Origin of the sequence: Mesorhizobium sp. M7A.F.Ca.ET.027.02.1.1, from assembly GCF_004022985.1 — a bacterium.
GTDB lineage: Bacteria > Pseudomonadota > Alphaproteobacteria > Rhizobiales > Rhizobiaceae > Mesorhizobium.
The window spans coordinates 1-16337 of sequence record NZ_RZOL01000103.1 but is presented as its reverse complement, the minus strand read 5'-3'; the positions used below and the strand labels follow the sequence as shown (position 1 = coordinate 16337).

Here is a 16337-nt window from a genome sequence, read left to right as displayed (position 1 = left end):
ATCGGCGACAATTTCGGCCGCGGCCTTCTTTGGCTTGGCGGCACGGCGTGGCTTCTTCGGCTTCTCCGTGCTCGGCGCGTCGTCATTGGCCGGGGCAAGCGCCACCGGCTCTTCGGCTGGTGCAGCAACGACCGGCTCGCCGGCGATCACCTCGGTTGCCCGGACGTCGCCTTCAGGCGCGTCTGCTGTTTCGCCAGCACTTGCCTCAGCCTCGCCTTCACCGTCTTCGCGACGGTTGCGCTTGCCGCCGCGCTTGCCGCGCCGGCGCTTTTTGCCCTGGCCTTCGTCCGAAGCTTCAGCTGTCTCAGACGTTTCGGCAACACCGACAGGGGCATTGTCGTCCGTTTCCGTGTCGCCATCGCTGGCGGCCGAGTCCGGGTCCGAAAACTCACCGGCCGGAGCCGAGACGGAAGCACCGTCCGCAGGGGCGCCATGTTCGCGATCGCGATCCTTGCCGCCGCGCCGGCGCCGACGCTTGCGGCGCTTGCGGTCGCGGCCGTCGCCTTCCTCGCCACCGGCAGCGGGCCGGGGCTGTTGTTGCTGCGGCTGCTGGCGTGGCTGTTCGGCCTGCACCGGCGCCTCGTCATCTTCCTCGACGACGACAATCTCGTCCTCGGGCTCTTCCGGCTCGACATAGGCCGGGAAGCTGCGCGCCTCGACGAAGCCTTCCGGCTTTTCAGCCAGCGCGCCGCGGAAGATCGCATAGTGCTGCGAACCCACCGAATCGTCGGCCTCGACGGTGATCGTCAGCCCGAAGCGGCTTTCGAGTTCGACCAGCGTGCCGCGCTTGTGATTGAGCACGTAGAGTGCGGTCGCCGCCGGCGTCCGCACCGTGATGTGGCTGCGGGAATCCTTGAGCAGGAATTCCTCAATCGCCCGCACCACCATCAGCGCGACCGACGAATCGGAGCGCACATGGCCGGTGCCGCCGCAATGCGGGCAAGGCTTCATTGTCGATTCCAGCACGCTGGCGCGGATGCGCTGGCGGGACATCTCCATCAGGCCGAAATGCGAGATACGGCCGACCTGGATGCGCGCACGATCGTTCTTGAGGTGATCCTTCAACCGCTTCTCGACGGAGCGGTTGTTGCGGTTCTCCTCCATGTCGATGAAGTCGATGACGATCAAGCCGGCGAGATCGCGCAGCCTGAGCTGACGCGCGACTTCCTCGGCCGCTTCCAGATTGGTGTGGAGTGCGGTGTCCTCGATCGAGTGCTCCTTGGTGGAGCGGCCCGAATTCACATCGATGGCAACCAGCGCCTCGGTCTGGTTGATGATGATGTAGCCGCCGCTCTTCAGCGTCACCTGCGGCTGCAGCATGCGGTCGAGCTGTGCCTCGATGCCGTTGCGCACGAAGATCGGCGTCGTGTCGCGGAACGGCTGAACCACCTTGGCGTGGCTCGGCATCAGCATGCGCATGAAGTCCTTGGCCTCGCGATAGCCTTCCTCGCCGGAGACAAGAATCTCGTCGATATCCTTGTTATAGAGGTCGCGCACCGAGCGCTTGATCAGGCTGCCTTCCTCGTAGACCAGGGCAGGGGCCGTGGACTGCAAGGTGAGATTGCGGACATTTTCCCAAAGCCGCATCAGATATTCGTAATCGCGCTTGATCTCGGCCTTGGTGCGGCTCTCGCCGGCGGTGCGCAGGATCACGCCCATGCCCTGCGGCACTTCGAGATCGGCAACGACCTCCTTCAGGCGCTTGCGGTCGACCGCGCTGGTGATCTTGCGCGAAATGCCGCCGCCACGCGCCGTGTTCGGCATCAGCACCGAATAGCGGCCGGCAAGCGACAGATAGGTGGTCAGTGCCGCACCCTTGTTGCCGCGCTCTTCCTTGACGACCTGCACCAAGAGGATCTGCCGGCGCTTGATCACTTCCTGGATCTTGTACTGGCGGCGCACCGGCTTGCGGCGGTTGCGCACTTCTTCCAGCGCGTCCTCGGCGCCGACCGATTCGACCTCGTGATCGTCCGGATGCGAGGACTGCACTTCTTCCAGCATGCCGCGATCATTGTCGCCGGAGGTCGCCTCGCTGCCTTGTTCGGCCTGCGGAACGGCTTCGGAAATCACATCGGCCTCGACCGAGGCGGCGATCGACGTCGGACCGCCTTCGCGGGTTTCGCCTTCGTCCTGCTCGGCGGAATCCTGGCCATGTTCGGACGCATCGGCATGTTCGGACGCATCGGCCGCATGTTCGATGATCTCGGACGTGTGCGAGATCTCCTCGAAACCAGCGTCGGCGCCCTCTTCCGCCTCGTCGGCAGTGTCGCTTGCCTCGCTGGAATCGGCTGCATCGCGCTTGTGCTCACCCCGGTCGCGGGGCTTGCCGCCGCGCCGGCGGCCGCGCCGTCCGCGATCGCGGCTCTGGCGATCATCGCCGTCGCCGTCCTCGTTCTCTTCGTCCTCAGCCTCCTGCGCTTCCGCGCGCAGCAGTGCCTGACGATCGGCGACCGGAATCTGGTAGTAGTCGGGGTGAATTTCACTGAAGGCGAGAAAACCGTGACGGTTGCCGCCATATTCGACAAAGGCTGCCTGAAGGGAGGGCTCTACGCGCGTTACGCGGGCTAGGTAGATGTTTCCTTTGAGCTGCTTCTTGTCCTGGGATTCAAAGTCGAATTCTTCAATACGGTTACCGCGTACGACGACGACGCGTGTTTCCTCCGGGTGGGAGGCGTCTATCAGCATTTTGTTGGGCATTATTTCGTTTCCCCCCGGCAGCCGTCAGCCGCAGCTTGCGAGGCAAAGCCTGCTGCTGCGTGCCTGGGATGTGGGTGCCGGATATTTGATCGTCCGTCGGCCGCCGCTTGAGCGCCATGGCGGTGCCGCCCGCAGCCATAATGGCGCGGTTTGATGCGGACCTTTCCATGATTGCGCTTGAAGCCATCGTCACCAACAGAACCTTTTGAACCAAAGCCCGGATGAACCGGACCAGCTTGTTTGCTCCTACAGAGCCGGCGCGGGAACAAACCCGGCCGTTTTCCTCACGCAGGCGATTCCCCCGCCACGGGAGCACGCCTGCGAAATTCGTCGCGATCACCTGAACCCTTTTCGCCTAAAGCGAAAGGAGCCGCCTTTACGTCTGACCCTGTAGCAAGAAGCTGCGGAGGAGGGCGGTTCCAGGATTGCAGTGATCCACCATCGCTTTTATGATTTGGCGGGGTGGAAGGCAACCCCGATTTCCGATGCCGGCAAAAAGCCGTTCCGTAGCGTAAGCCAGCTTGCCGCCCTTGCATGAAAAGGCTTGGTTAACCTTCTCTGGATACCAATCGTTAATCGAGTTCGCGGCCTAACCGGCATTTCGATGAAACGACCCGGCGCCGGGCGCCAAACCGGGAGCGACTGGAAGAGAGATGGGATTGGCGGACTTCACAGACAAGGGATGTCGTGTCGGCGGCCGGATCCTGGCCGCTTTCTGCCTCTTGCTGCTGCTGGCGGTCTCATCTGCCTTGTCCTCAAAAGCCAATGCCGCCGACGCTCCGCTCGTGGCAAAAGGTTACAAGATGGCTGGCGATGCCACCAAGATGCGCATCGTCATGGACTTCGATCGCGAACCCGATATCAAATGGTTCCTGCTGCGCGGTCCCAACCGCCTTGTCATCGATCTCGCGAATACGAGATTCGCCGTTGATGCCAAGGACTTGAAGGCGCGGGGCCTGGTCAAGGGCGTGCGCCTGGGCGCGCTCGGCGAGGGCGTTTCGCGGCTGATCCTCACCGGCAAGGGACCGTTCGCCGTCGACAAGCTCGACGTGCTCAAGAACGAGGACGGAACCGGCTACCGCATTGCCATCGACATGTCGGCGGCATCCGAGCGCGAGTTCGACGTGGCGCTGGCCAACCAGGCGCTGACCACCGGATCGACCGTTTCGACCGACAAGGGAGGGCGGGTCGGCACCGGACCGGTTTCCAATCCGGGTCATCGGTTCACCGTCGTCATCGATCCCGGCCATGGCGGCATCGACGGCGGTGCCGAGGGCCTGAACGGCACCATCGAGAAGAATGTCACGCTGGCCTTCGCCACGGAGCTGCGCGACAAACTCGCAGCCGTTGGCAATTATGATGTGTTCATGACGCGCGACACAGACGAATTCCTGCGTCTTGATGACCGCGTGCGCATCGCCCGTCAGCATGAGGCCGACCTGCTTATTTCGATCCATGCCGACACGATCAGCGTCAAGGGCATTCGCGGCGCCACCGTCTACACCGTCTCCGACAAGGCTTCGGACCCCGAGGCGCAGGCGCTTGCCGACCGAGAAAACCTCTCCGATCAGTTCGCCGGCATGGAAATCAAGAACGACAACAAGGAAGTCACCGACATCCTGATCGACCTGATCCGCCGCGAAACGCACAATTTCTCGATGAGTTTCGCCCACACGCTGGTTGGCCAGTTGTCGACCAGCGTCGGCCTCATCAACAATCCGCAGCGTTCGGCGGGCTTCAAGGTGCTCAAGGCACCCGACGTGCCGTCGGTGCTGGTCGAACTCGGTTATCTCTCGAACGCCAAGGACGAGGCGCAGTTGCTCAACGCCGACTGGCGCGGCAAGGCGGCCCAGAGTATAACCAACGCCGTCGCGCTGTTCGCGTCGGCCAAGGCCGGACCGGGAACCGGAGGTTGACATGACCGGCGGCGCCTGCAACCAGAGGCGGCGTTGCGCGACGACAACACCCAATGCTTTTTATTTCCGGCTCGCGACCGCGAAATCAGGCATTGCCGTATTTTGTCCACATGGCGGCGACAAGGGTTTTCGATTACGGATTGGGACCGGCTCGAAAGCTTGCGCGAAAGGCGGCTTCGTTTAGGAAATTCCCGAACCAAGGACTGGAGCGGGTATGATTCGTCTCATTGGCTATTTTTTCGGCATCGGCACGACGCTGGCCCTTTTGGTCGCGGCGGGCGTTGCGATCTACATCGGCCATTTGTCGAAAGATCTGCCCGACTACGAGGTGCTGGCCAAATACGAGCCGCCGGTGACCACCCGCATCCATGCGTCGGACGGCGCGCTGATGGCCGAATACGCGCGCGAACGGCGCCTGTATTTGCCGATCCAGGCCATACCGGACCGCGTCAAGGCGGCCTTCCTGTCGGCCGAAGACAAGAATTTCTACAATCACCCAGGCATCGATGTGACCGGCCTCGGCCGCGCCATCATCGTCAACCTGCAGAATCTCGGCTCGGGCCGGCGTCAGGTCGGCGCCTCGACGATCACCCAGCAGGTGGCGAAGAACTTCCTGTTGTCCTCGGACCAGACCTACGAGCGCAAGATCAAGGAGATGATCCTCGCCTTCCGCATCGAGCAGGCCTATCCCAAGGATCGCATTCTCGAGCTCTACCTCAACGAAATCTTCTTCGGCTTCGGCGCCTATGGCGTCGCCGGTGCGGCGCTGACCTATTTCGACAAGTCGGTCAACGAACTGTCCGTGGCCGAGGCCGCCTACCTGGCCTCGCTGCCCAAGGGGCCGAACAACTACCACCCTTTCAAGCATGCCGATCGCGCGATCGAGCGCCGCAACTGGGTCATCGACCAGATGGTCGAGAACGGCTACGTCACGCGTGAGGAAGGCAACAAGGCCAAGGCCGAGCCGTTGGGCGTGACGCCGCGCCGCAGCGGCACCTATCTGTTCGCCGGCGAGTACTTCACCGAAGAGGTGCGCCGCCAGATCATCGCCCGCTACGGCGAGAACGCGCTTTACGAAGGCGGCCTCTCCGTCCGCACCACGCTCGATCCGAAGATCCAGCTCATTGCCCGCAAATCGATGCAGAACGGGTTGATGAAATACGACACGTTGCGCGGTTATCGCGGGCCGGTAACATCGATCGACGTGTCGGGCGACTGGGGCGTGCCGCTTGGCGCCGTCAAGGGGCTGGAGGATGTTCCCGAATGGTCGCTCGCCGTCGTGCTCGACAGTTCGGCGACCGGGCTGACGATCGGCCTGCAGCCCGCACGGCAGGCGTCGGGCGAGATCGTCAAGGAGCGCGTCGAAGGCACCATCAGCAAGGAGGACATGGGTTTTGCCATGCGCCATGTGGTTGCCGGCAAGACCGTCAAGGCCAAGTCGCCGGCGGAGGTGCTGAAGCCGGGCGACGTCGTCTTCGTGCAGAAAAACGATGGTGCCGATGGCGCCTACAGCCTGCGCCAGGTGCCCGAAGTGGAAGGCGGCCTGATCGCCATGGACCCGCACACCGGCCGGGTGCTGGCCATGGTCGGCGGCTTCTCCTATGCGCAGTCCGAATTCAACCGTGCCACGCAAGCCATGCGCCAGCCGGGCTCCTCGTTCAAGCCGATCGTCTATTCGGCCGCACTCGACAATGGCTATACGCCGGCCTCGGTGATCATGGACGGGCCGATCACGATCCAGAGCGGCAACACGAGCTGGACGCCCAAGAACTATGACGGCACCGTCGCCGGTCCGGCGACCCTGCGCTCCGGCATCGAGAAGTCGCGCAACCTGATGACGGTGCGGCTTGCCAATGACATGGGGATGAAGCTGGTCGTCGAATATGCCGAGCGCTTCGGTGTCTACGACCATCTGGCACCCTATTTACCGATGGCGCTGGGTTCCGGCGAAACCACCGTGATGCGCATGGTGTCGGCCTATTCGATCATGGCCAATGGCGGCAAGTCGATCAAACCGTCGCTCATCGACCGCATCCAGGACCGCTACGGCAAGACGGTGTTCAAGCAGGACGAACGTGGCTGCCAGGGCTGCAATGCGCCCGAATGGCAGAACCAGCCGGAGCCGGAACTCGTCGACAATTCCGAGCAGGTGCTCGATCCGATGACGGCCTACCAGATCACCTCGATGATGGAAGGTGTCGTGCAGCGCGGCACCGGCGCCACCATCAGTGAACTCGGCCGTCACATCGCCGGCAAGACCGGAACGACCAACGACGAAAAGGATGCCTGGTTCATCGGTTACACGCCCAACCTCGTCGTCGGCCTCTACATGGGCTACGACACGCCGCGCGGCCTCGGCCATGGCGCCACCGGTGGTGGCCTCGCGGCCCCGATCTTCAAGGACTTCATGCGGGTGGCGCTGGACGGCACGCCCAATGTCGACTTCAAGGTGCCCGAAGGCATGAACCTTGTCGCCATCAACCGCAAGACCGGCATGCGTGCCGCATCGGGCGATCCGGGCACCATCATCGAAGCCTTCAAGCCGGGTACCGGTCCCGCCGACAGCTATTGGGTCATCGGCATGGGCGCCGACGGCTCCAATGCCACCGGTGGCGCGTTGTCACCGCAGGCCAACCAGGCCATCCAGTCCGGCGGCGGCGGCCTCTACTGACGATTTTCATGAGCGGATGGGCTGGCCTTGGCGCCAGCCCATTTTGCTTTACAGCCGGCGGCGGCCTGCCTATGTATCGCGCCGACCGACTTCAGCAAACAGGACAGAACAGCCAGCCATGCGCGCGGAAACGCAGAATATTGTCGACGAGATCAGGCAGGCGATAACCCTGCTGAGGAGGCATCTTTGACTGGGATCAGGCCATAAAGCGGCTTGAATACCTCAATGTGCGCGCCGAGGACGCCAGCCTCTGGAACGAGCCGCTGGAAGCGCAGAAGCTGATGCGCGAGCGCCAGGGCCTCGAAGAGGGCATCGCCTCGGTGAAAGGTCTGACGCAGGCGCTGGAAGACAATATCGGCCTGATCGAGCTCGGCGAGGAAGAGCGCGACGAGGGGGTCATTGCCGAGGCCGAAGCCGCGATCCGCTCGATGCAAGGCGAAGCGAAGGCCCGCCAGGTCGAGACGTTGCTGTCGGGTGAAGCAGATTCCAACGACACCTATCTCGAAATCCATGCCGGTGCCGGCGGCACCGAAAGCCAGGACTGGGCCTCGATGCTGCTGCGCATGTACACGCGCTGGGCCGAGCGTCGTCGCTTCAAGGTCGAAGTGCTGGAAATGCATGACGGCGAAGAGGCCGGCATCAAGTCGGCCACGTTGATGATCAAAGGCCACAATGCCTATGGCTGGATGAAGACGGAATCGGGCGTTCATCGCTTGGTGCGTATTTCGCCCTATGACAGCAATGCGCGCCGGCATACGTCCTTCGCCAGCGTCTGGGTCTATCCGGTCATCGACGACACGATCGAGATCGACGTCTCGGAATCCGATGTCCGCATCGATACTTATCGCTCGTCCGGCTCGGGCGGCCAGCACGTCAACACCACCGATTCGGCGGTGCGCATCACGCATCTGGCCACCGGCATTGCGGTCGCCTGCCAGGCCGAACGTTCGCAGCACAAGAACAAGGCCAAGGCCTGGGAGATGCTGCGCTCGCGCCTTTACGAGGAAGAGCTGAAGAAGCGCGAGGCAGTTGCAAACGCCACCGAAGCGTCGAAGAGCGATATAGGCTGGGGTCACCAGATACGCTCCTATGTGCTGCAGCCCTACCAGCTGGTGAAGGATCTCCGCACCGGCGTCGAGAGCACCAGCCCGTCGAGCGTGCTCGATGGCGACCTCGACGATTTCATGGAAGCCTCGTTGTCGCAGCGCATCGAAGGCGGTGCGGGCGAAGCCGTAGCAGACCTGGATTAGGATACGTCCATGTTCAGGTGAGGCTAGCCTGACCTCAATCTGAACATATCCCTGCGCACCACAGCGACGGAGGAGAGGATTGGCGAGCAAGCTCACCGGAAAGTGCTTTTGCGGCGCGGTTCACTACGAGGTCGCCGACGAATTCCTCTATGCCGCGAATTGCCATTGTTCGGACTGCCGGCGCACCACCGGTTCGGCCTTCAAGCCTTTCGCCGGTATCGAGCGTGAAAAGCTTGTCCTCACCGAAGGCGGGGACAAGCTCCTGATCTTTGGCGACGAAAGCGGCCATAACGCGCATTGCGGCCGGTGCGGCTCCTTGCTTTATTCGGTGGTGCGCGACGGCGCCTACGTCCATGTCGCCATGGGAACGCTCGTCGACGACCCGTCCATCCGCCCGACCGAGCACATCTTCGTCGGTTCGAAGGCGGGCTGGTTCACCATCACCGATGACCTGCCGCAGCATCAAGAGCACGTGATTGCCGGCTCTGACCAGCAATAGGCTGGAACCACAGCGGGCCAATTCCGTTTATTCGACGCCCGTTTGCCGGGAATTGACCTTGGCCTCATCTCGTCGGCGGTAGCGGATACCTGACGTTTATAGAACGACGTCGGGAATGCATCTTCTTGCGCCGACCAAGGAATCAGCCCAGCATCCAAACGCTGGGAGAGAAAAAGCATTTATGGCCGGACGCGGCATATCTGCGACCCGACGATCCGGCCACTGGGAAGATACGTTCCGGGAACGGGCAAGCGAAATGCTTGAGCTCGTTTGAAAGGAACGCGTCATGTCTGCTGCCACACTCAGATCGGCCAATGCCGTTCAATCGGCTGGCCGACTTTTGTTTTCCCTGTTCGCGATCGGCGCGATGGCAATGCTGACGGCACCCGCCTTCGCGCATGACGCCACACCCACGGCGGCAAAGCCACAGGGCTGGAGTTATCCGTTCGCATGCTGCGCCAACTATGATTGTCGCACGACCCATACAGGCGAAGTGCTGGAGAAACCCGAGGGCTATGTCATCGCCGGAACGGGTGAGATCGTTCCAATGACCGACAAGCGTGTCAAGGACAGCCCGGACGGCGAGTTCCATTGGTGTGCGCACCAAGCGGGCCTCGACGCCGGCAAGACAATCTGCCTGTTCGTGCCGCCGCGCTCTTATTGACGACAGGATGGCGGTCGGACGTCCGCGGTCGCGTGTGACCGGGGCCGCAGGCCGGGTTTGCGCGGTTCGGGTGATGCCTGCTGACAGACAGTTGTCAGGAGCACCTCTTTATGCTGCCTTTGCCGCACAGGGCGGCGGGCGACAGGAGGAGTTCGTTGATGACCATCAAGGCAAGCTGTCATTGCAAGGCGACGACATTCGAGGTTTCGCAGGCACCGCAGACGGTGACGCAATGCACCTGTTCTTTCTGCTCGAAACGCGGCTCGCTCTGGGCCTACTACGTGCCTTCGCAATTCAAGCTCACCAGTCCGATGGAGAGCGTCTCTTTCTACCGCTGGGGATCGAAAACCGTAAAGCACGGTTTTTGCGCCGCCTGCGGCTGCGGCACCTTTACCGAAACGCCGGACTGGTCGACCGGCGAGCCGGATTTCGACAATCCCAAGATCAGCGTCAACTCGCGACTGTTCGACGATTTCGATCTCGACAAGGTCGAAGTGGTGGTCATAGACGGCAAGAACCTCTGGTAGCCTGATCCGAACGATTGCGGCCCGGCGATGCGGCGCTATCGCCGGGTATCGGTCCCTCGGGAAAAGCCGTGAGCGGCGCTTTTGCCGTTCCGCTTTTCGCCGCAATTCGTGGTACAAGTCGCGGGAAGGGCTGATTTGGCGCCACCGCAAGGCGTGACTTGGAGAGGGACGATCCTATGAAAAAGACTGTGCTCGTCGTCGTGGCGACGGCTGTGCTCGTGAGCGCCTGCACCACCACCGATCCGTATCCGGGCGACCAGAAGATTTCCAACACGGCGGCCGGCGCCGGCCTTGGTGCTCTGGCGGGTGCAAGCCTTGGCCTGCTTGCCGGCGGCAATGACCGCCGCAACGCACTGATCGGCGCCGGCATCGGCGCGCTGGCCGGCGGCGCCATCGGCGCCACCATGGACCAGAACGAGGCCGAACTGCGCCGGCAGCTCGAGGGCACCGGTGTCAGCGTCACCCGCAGCGGCGACCAGATCATCCTCAACATGCCGTCCGACATCACCTTCAACTCGGATCAGGATGCGGTGAAGCCCGGCTTCTACCAGGTCCTGAACTCTGTCGCGCTGGTGCTGAAGAAGTTCAAGCAGACCACGGTCGACGTGTTCGGCCACACCGATTCGACCGGTGGCGACCAGCACAATTTCGATCTGTCGCAGCGTCGTGCTTTGGCGGTGGCGAACTATCTGTCCGGTCAGGGCGTGGATCAGCGACGCTTCGCAGTCACAGGCTTCGGCAAGACGCGCCCCGTCGCATCCAATGCCACGGCCGAAGGTCGCGCCCAGAACCGCCGCGTCGAGATCCAGCTTTCGCCGCTCACCTGATTTGTACGGCAAACCAATGCGAAACGGCTCCCATGGGGGCCGTTTTTGTTTGAGCGGATATTGGTGTTATTCAATTAGTTATTGCTAAAATACATCTTTCCCGCAGCTATGGAAAGGAATAGCATCATCGCTGTTCCTGAGGGGATGAGGCGGTGTCACTGGCCGCGCAATCAGCATTTTTCCGCCTCGGTCTTGCACGGCCAGATCAGAAATCTGGGAGGAATGCATGACAAGAACAGCCAGCCTTGGGCGCTGCGGCGTCCTCGTTTTGACAGGTTTGGTAGGCGCGTGGCTGAACGTTGCTTCGGCTCGCGCCGAGGACGCCAACAAGGCCGACATCGAAGCCTTGAAGAAGTCGCTCGCCAAATATGAGGATTACACCGCTGCCGTCCGCGACCTCTATCTGTCGACCGTCGGCTGCGTCCACTACAGCGGAGAAAAGATACCGGGCGCGATGGACTACCCGAAGGGCGCCATGGGCATCCACTTCGTCAATGTCCCGAGTGTCGGCCAGAAGCTCGATCCGATGAGGCCGAACGTGCTGATCTACGAGCCGACCAAGGAAGGCCTGAAGTTGGTCGGAGTGGAATGGCTGGTGCCGCTGACGCCGGACACCAAGGAGCCGCCCAAGCTGTTTGGCCAAACCTTCATGGGACCTATGGAGGGGCACTACCCTCTCATCCCGAAGGAGTTCGTCCATTACGACCTTCATGCCTGGCTCGGGGACAACCCGAACGGCATGTTCAGTCCGACGAACCCGAACGTGAAATGCAACAAGGCCGAGTTTCCGATGCTGGAAAAACCGACCAAGATGATGCCTGGGCCGATGTAACGGGCGAGCCAGGCTGAAAGAGCTTTGCCGAGAAGGCAGCCGAGTGGCCGGCTCGCCTTCGAAGCGGTCGGGATCAGACCTTGGCGACGATCCGCATGAAGGCCGGCATGTCGTCGCCGAAGCCAACGGTGGAATCATTGTCTTCCTGGTGGCGTTGGCGGGCAGGGCGGCTGTTGTCGCGCTGCGGCCGGGTGTCGCCGCGTTCGGGTGCGCGCTGTTCATTGCGATCGGATGATTTGCGCTCGGTGTTTTCCGAACGGATCGCTTCCTTGCGCGAACGCCGTTCGCCGATATCGGCGGCTGCGGCCTCGGCCACCGGCTGATCCTCGCGGACTGTTTCCGGTGCGGCATCTTCGCTGCGCTTGGCGTGGCGTTCGCGCGGTTTGCGCTCGCCGCTCTTTTCCCTGCCGCGGTCGTCGTCCTTGCGGCCGGCACGGCGCGGCGCGCCCTTGCCACGGCGCGGAGCGTCGTCCTCGCCTTCGCTGGCAACCACCGTCGACAAGTCGCCGTCATGCCACTCGATCTTGTTGCCGATCAGACGTTCGATGGCATCGATGTATTTGGTGTCAGATTTGGTCGCGATGGTGAAGGATTTTCCGGAGCGTCCGGCGCGCCCGGTGCGGCCGATACGGTGGACATAGTCCTCGGCGTGGATCGGCACGTCATAGTTGAAGACATGGCTGACATCGGGGATGTCGAGGCCGCGCGCGGCAACGTCGGAAGCGACGAGGTAGCGCAGCTTGCCGTCGCGGAAATTGGCCAGCATCTGCATGCGCGCGCGCTGGTCCATGTCGCCATGCAGCGCACCGGCGTCGAAATCATGCTTCAGCAGCGAGCGGAACAGCTCCGACACTTCGACCTTGCGGTTGCAGAAGATGATGGCGTTCTTCAGTTCTGCGTCTTCGGCCTTGATCAAATTGCGCAGCGTCTCGCGCTTGTCCCACGGCTTGGAGCCTGATTTGACCAGCCGCTGGATGATGTTGGTGGCGGCGGATGCTGCCTTCGAAACCTCGACGCGGACCGGCGCGTGCAGGAACTTTTCGGTGAGCTTGGTGATTTCGGGCGGCATCGTCGCCGAAAAGAACAGCGTCTGCCTGGTGAACGGGATCATTTCGCAGATGCGCTCGATGTCGGGAATGAAGCCCATGTCGAGCATGCGGTCCGCTTCGTCGATGACGAGGATCTCGACGCCGTTGAGCAACAGCTTGCCGCGCTCGCGGTGATCGAGCAGGCGGCCGGGTGTCGCGATCAGCACGTCGGCGCCACGCTCCAGCTTCTTGTCCTGTTCGTCGAACGACACGCCGCCGATCAGAAGCGCGATGTTGAGCTTGTGGTTCTTGCCGTATTTGACGAAGTTTTCCTCGACCTGAGCGGCGAGCTCGCGCGTCGGCTCCAGAATGAGCGTGCGCGGCATGCGAGCGCGGGCGCGGCCCTTTTCCAGCCTTGTGAGCATCGGCAACACGAAGGAGGCCGTCTTGCCGGTGCCGGTCTGGGCAATGCCCAGCACGTCCTTGCCCAGCAGGGCATGCGGAATGGCGCCCGCCTGGATCGGCGTCGGCTCGGTGTAGCCGGCGTCGGTGACTGCGGAAAGGACCTTCGGCGACAGGCCGAGGTCTGAAAAGGTCAACGCTTCTGGAGCGGTCGTGGTGTCTGAGGACAAGTGTTGTTGTCTTTGGCTGGTTCGGGGAAGCGCAACGGCGTCTAATGGCGTCTGTCGCGGCAAGCGCCACGCGCCTGCAAGATTGGTATTGCAATTAGGAGCAAGCCCTCGATTTGTCAACAGAAACGGGCAGCAATGGCACGATTGTGAAGTTGTAACCTTAATCGGGATGCTTAATCGAGCTGTCGGTCGCAGCGCCGGCTCAATAGCGGAACTGTTCGGCGAGAATACGCTCGTTCCAGGAATGATTGGGATCGAACAGCAACGTTGCTGTCGCCGTTGGTGATTCTCGCACCGTCACCGAGGTCACGGCCTTGACCTCGGTATGGTCGGCGGCGGCGTTCACCGGGCGCTTTTCCGGCTCGCGGATGTCGAAGCGGACGGTCGCCTTGTTGGAGAGCAGCGCGCCGCGCCAGCGGCGCGGGCGAAACGGGCTGACCGGGGTCAGCGCCAGCAGCGGCGCGTCGAGCGGCAGGATCGGTCCATGCGCCGAAAGATTGTAGGCGGTGGACCCGGCCGGGGTTGCGATCATGACGCCGTCGCAGTTCAGTTCCTCAAGCCGGACCTGTTCGTCGACGGTGATGCGGATCTTGGCCGTCTGGTACGACTGGCGCCACAGCGCCACCTCGTTGATCGCCAGTGCTGAAATCGTTTCGCCTTCCGAGGTCACGGCCAGCATCTCCAGCGGGCGGATCGTTTCGGCGACGGCGGCCTCGAGACGCTCGGTGAGGCCACCGGACCGGTATTCGTTCATCAGGAAACCGATGGTGCCACGGTTCATGCCGTAAACCTTCTTGCCGGTCCCCATCGTGTCGCGCAGGGTCTGCAGCAGGAAACCGTCACCCCCAAGCGCAACGACGATCCCGGCCTCCTCGACGGAAGACTGGCCATAGCGCGCCGACAGGCTTTCCAGCGCCGTCTTGGCGTCAGCGGTGTCGGACGAGACGAAGGCGATGCGGCTGGCGGCTTTGCTCATGGCTCCCCGATGACGACCGATTGGCAGCGGCCCGTTGCTGGGCCGCGCCAGCGCCGGGGTAGCATGGGCGGGGTACGTCTGCAAAGGGAGGTGCCATCCCGGATGGCAACGCCATTCCGGATGGTACGGCATGCCGGTCGGCCGATGCGGGCATGCCGTTCGCGTATCATGTCAAAGGCTACGCGAATGTGATGGTTAAGACGGGCCTTAAAGTCTCGTAAAGCCGGATCGGTCATGTTAGCCGGCAGTGGATGGGTGGCGTGGGGGCTAGCCAGTCGAGGCCGACATATTGCCGGTAACACGCCTGATCATCGTCTTCCTGATGCTGGGAAGCTTCGCGCTGCTCTTTGCCGAACTGGTGCGCCAGTCCGAAGAGACGAGCTTCCGGCCGCAGCCCACGGCGTCGCGCTGTGGTGATGCAGCCGGGGCGCCATGCCCGCAAAGGGCGCTGTAGCCCTGAAATGTCCTGATCATCCTCGCGATGACGGGCAGCATCGGCGGTCGCTTCGATGCGCGACATCGCGCGGCAGTTTCTCTGCTTAGAAGCAGAGGCCGGTCGGCCGCCGCACGTTCCACTCGTGAAGGCTTGCTGTTTGCACTCGCGGCGCTTGGCGGTGTAGATGGGTGCATCGATTGGCGGAAAGGCTTTTGGGTAGCTCGCATCCGCTGTTGTTGGGAAACAAGCCCTGGGCTCGTTGACTGGCCGGTGTCTGGAGCGGGGGTTTTCCATGTCACGCAGCGTGTTGATCTCTGGCGGCTGCGGTTTCCTGGGCTCGCATCTGGTCGACCGTCTGTTGCGGCGAAGCGATCTGGAAAAGCTGGTCGTCGTCGACAATCTTTGGACCGGGACGCGAGACAACATCGCGCATGTCGCCGATCCGCGTTTCGATCTGCAGATTGCCGACGCCGAAAGCTTTTCATCCCTTCAGCGCTTCGATGAGATCATCCATCTCGCGTCGCCGGCGTCGCCGCTTTGGTACATGCGCGAGCCGGTACGCACGATCAAGGCCAATATCGGCGGCGCGCTCAATCTTCTGACGCTGCTCAAGCCCGGCGGTCGCTTCTGCTTCGCCTCGACCTCGGAAGTCTATGGCGACCCTCTGGTTTCACCGCAACCCGAGAGTTACAGGGGATCGGTGGACTGCACCGGTCCCAGGGCTTCCTATGATGAAAGCAAGCGCTGCACAGAGGCATTGCTGTTCGAGCAGCAGCGGGTCGGCGGGCTCGACATTCGCGTCGTCAGGATCTTCAACACATATGGGCCACGAACCCGCATCGACGATGGACGCGCCGTCTCGAATTTTGCCATCCAGGCACTGACAACCGGGGTTCTGACGGTTTATGGCGACGGCTCCCAATCGCGCAGTTGGGGTTATGTCGACGATATCGTCGAGGGGCTGGAACGTTACTTCTGGCGCGACGGCATCTCGCATCGCGGTCCTCTGAACATTGGCAACGACCACGAGGTTTCGGTCCTGCGCATCGCGGAATTCGTAAGATCGCTTGTCCCCGGCAGCCGCATCGAGCACCACCCTCCAGCTCCCCAGGATCCGACAAATCGGTGTCCGGACCTGACTTTGGCGAGGCATGTCCTTCCTGGCTGGGAAGCGAGGACGAGCTATCAGGAAGGCATCGGGCGCACCTTCGATTGGTTCCGCCAGCGAATTGCGGCCGCGAGCATTTCGGCCTCCACGGCCTGACGCGTCCGGTATCGCGGCTAAACGTCTTTCTGCCTGCTCACTCAGTCACCATCTCATCGGGCGCATCGTCAATCGCCGAGCAATGGCCGTACCCGCGGAAAGATATTGACTGTATGTT

At 62.3% G+C, this 16337-nt stretch carries 14 protein-coding genes; 11 read left to right on the top strand and 3 right to left on the bottom strand.

The genetic code is table 11. The annotated features are described in order from the left end of the window. On the bottom strand, window positions 1-2697 hold a 2697-nt coding region (locus tag EN749_RS13965; RefSeq protein ID WP_145990916.1), incomplete at its 3' end, for a ribonuclease E/G. A 653-nt stretch (window positions 2698-3350) separates the two neighbouring features. Between EN749_RS13965 and EN749_RS13960 the strand changes: the two genes are divergently transcribed. From EN749_RS13960 to EN749_RS13920, 9 genes are all read left to right on the top strand, one after another. After that, the gene (locus EN749_RS13960; protein WP_127395904.1) at window positions 3351-4613 is read left to right on the top strand and encodes an N-acetylmuramoyl-L-alanine amidase; all 1263 of its coding nucleotides are present in this window, start codon (window positions 3351-3353) and stop codon (window positions 4611-4613) included. Window position 4614: 1 nt separating this feature from the next. Further along, window positions 4615-4797, top strand: a complete 183-nt coding sequence (locus tag EN749_RS13955) for a hypothetical protein (protein ID WP_127323273.1) — start codon at window positions 4615-4617, stop codon at window positions 4795-4797. Window positions 4798-4827: 30 nt separating this feature from the next. Beyond that, complete coding sequence (locus tag EN749_RS13950) at window positions 4828-7284, top strand: penicillin-binding protein 1A (protein WP_128363348.1); 2457 nt, start codon at window positions 4828-4830, stop codon at window positions 7282-7284. Between the two features lie 118 nt (window positions 7285-7402). After that, window positions 7403-8534, top strand: a protein-coding gene (gene prfB / locus EN749_RS13945) for a peptide chain release factor 2 (RefSeq protein WP_127272597.1) whose coding sequence is annotated in 2 segments (ribosomal slippage) — window positions 7403-7468 and window positions 7470-8534 — 1131 coding nt in all. Because the reading frame shifts where the segments join, the coding sequence is not laid out codon by codon here. Between the two features lie 79 nt (window positions 8535-8613). Then, the gene (locus EN749_RS13940; RefSeq protein ID WP_128363347.1) at window positions 8614-9033 is read left to right on the top strand and encodes a GFA family protein; all 420 of its coding nucleotides are present in this window, start codon (window positions 8614-8616) and stop codon (window positions 9031-9033) included. A 286-nt stretch (window positions 9034-9319) separates the two neighbouring features. Next, complete coding sequence (locus EN749_RS13935) at window positions 9320-9697, top strand: hypothetical protein (protein ID WP_128363346.1); 378 nt, start codon at window positions 9320-9322, stop codon at window positions 9695-9697. A gap of 158 nt (window positions 9698-9855) precedes the next feature. After that, the gene (locus tag EN749_RS13930) at window positions 9856-10224 is read left to right on the top strand and encodes a GFA family protein (RefSeq protein ID WP_128363345.1); all 369 of its coding nucleotides are present in this window, start codon (window positions 9856-9858) and stop codon (window positions 10222-10224) included. Window positions 10225-10400: 176 nt separating this feature from the next. Beyond that, window positions 10401-11051 carry an OmpA family protein gene (locus EN749_RS13925; protein WP_128363344.1) on the top strand — a complete coding sequence of 217 codons (651 nt, stop codon included), beginning with the start codon at window positions 10401-10403 and terminating at the stop codon, window positions 11049-11051. A gap of 226 nt (window positions 11052-11277) precedes the next feature. Further along, the gene (locus EN749_RS13920; protein ID WP_127272004.1) at window positions 11278-11883 is read left to right on the top strand and encodes a hypothetical protein; all 606 of its coding nucleotides are present in this window, start codon (window positions 11278-11280) and stop codon (window positions 11881-11883) included. A 73-nt stretch (window positions 11884-11956) separates the two neighbouring features. Here EN749_RS13920 and EN749_RS13915 read toward each other — a convergent pair whose 3' ends face one another. After that, window positions 11957-13543, bottom strand: a complete 1587-nt coding sequence (locus EN749_RS13915) for a DEAD/DEAH box helicase (protein ID WP_164748844.1) — start codon at window positions 13541-13543, stop codon at window positions 11957-11959. A gap of 202 nt (window positions 13544-13745) precedes the next feature. After that, entirely contained in the window at window positions 13746-14519 is a 774-nt protein-coding gene (locus EN749_RS13910; protein WP_023812117.1) for an NAD kinase, read from the bottom strand. 289 nt (window positions 14520-14808) lie between these two features. On the opposite strand from EN749_RS13910, the gene EN749_RS37690 reads away from it, so the two are divergent. Both EN749_RS37690 and EN749_RS13905 read left to right on the top strand, forming a co-directional pair. Next, on the top strand, window positions 14809-14973 hold the full coding sequence (locus tag EN749_RS37690) for a hypothetical protein (protein WP_164748845.1): 165 nt from the start codon (window positions 14809-14811) through the stop codon (window positions 14971-14973). A 274-nt stretch (window positions 14974-15247) separates the two neighbouring features. Continuing rightward, window positions 15248-16219, top strand: coding sequence for an NAD-dependent epimerase/dehydratase family protein (locus EN749_RS13905; RefSeq protein ID WP_128363343.1), 972 nt, complete (start codon window positions 15248-15250; stop codon window positions 16217-16219). Window positions 16220-16337: the final 118 nt, after the last annotated feature.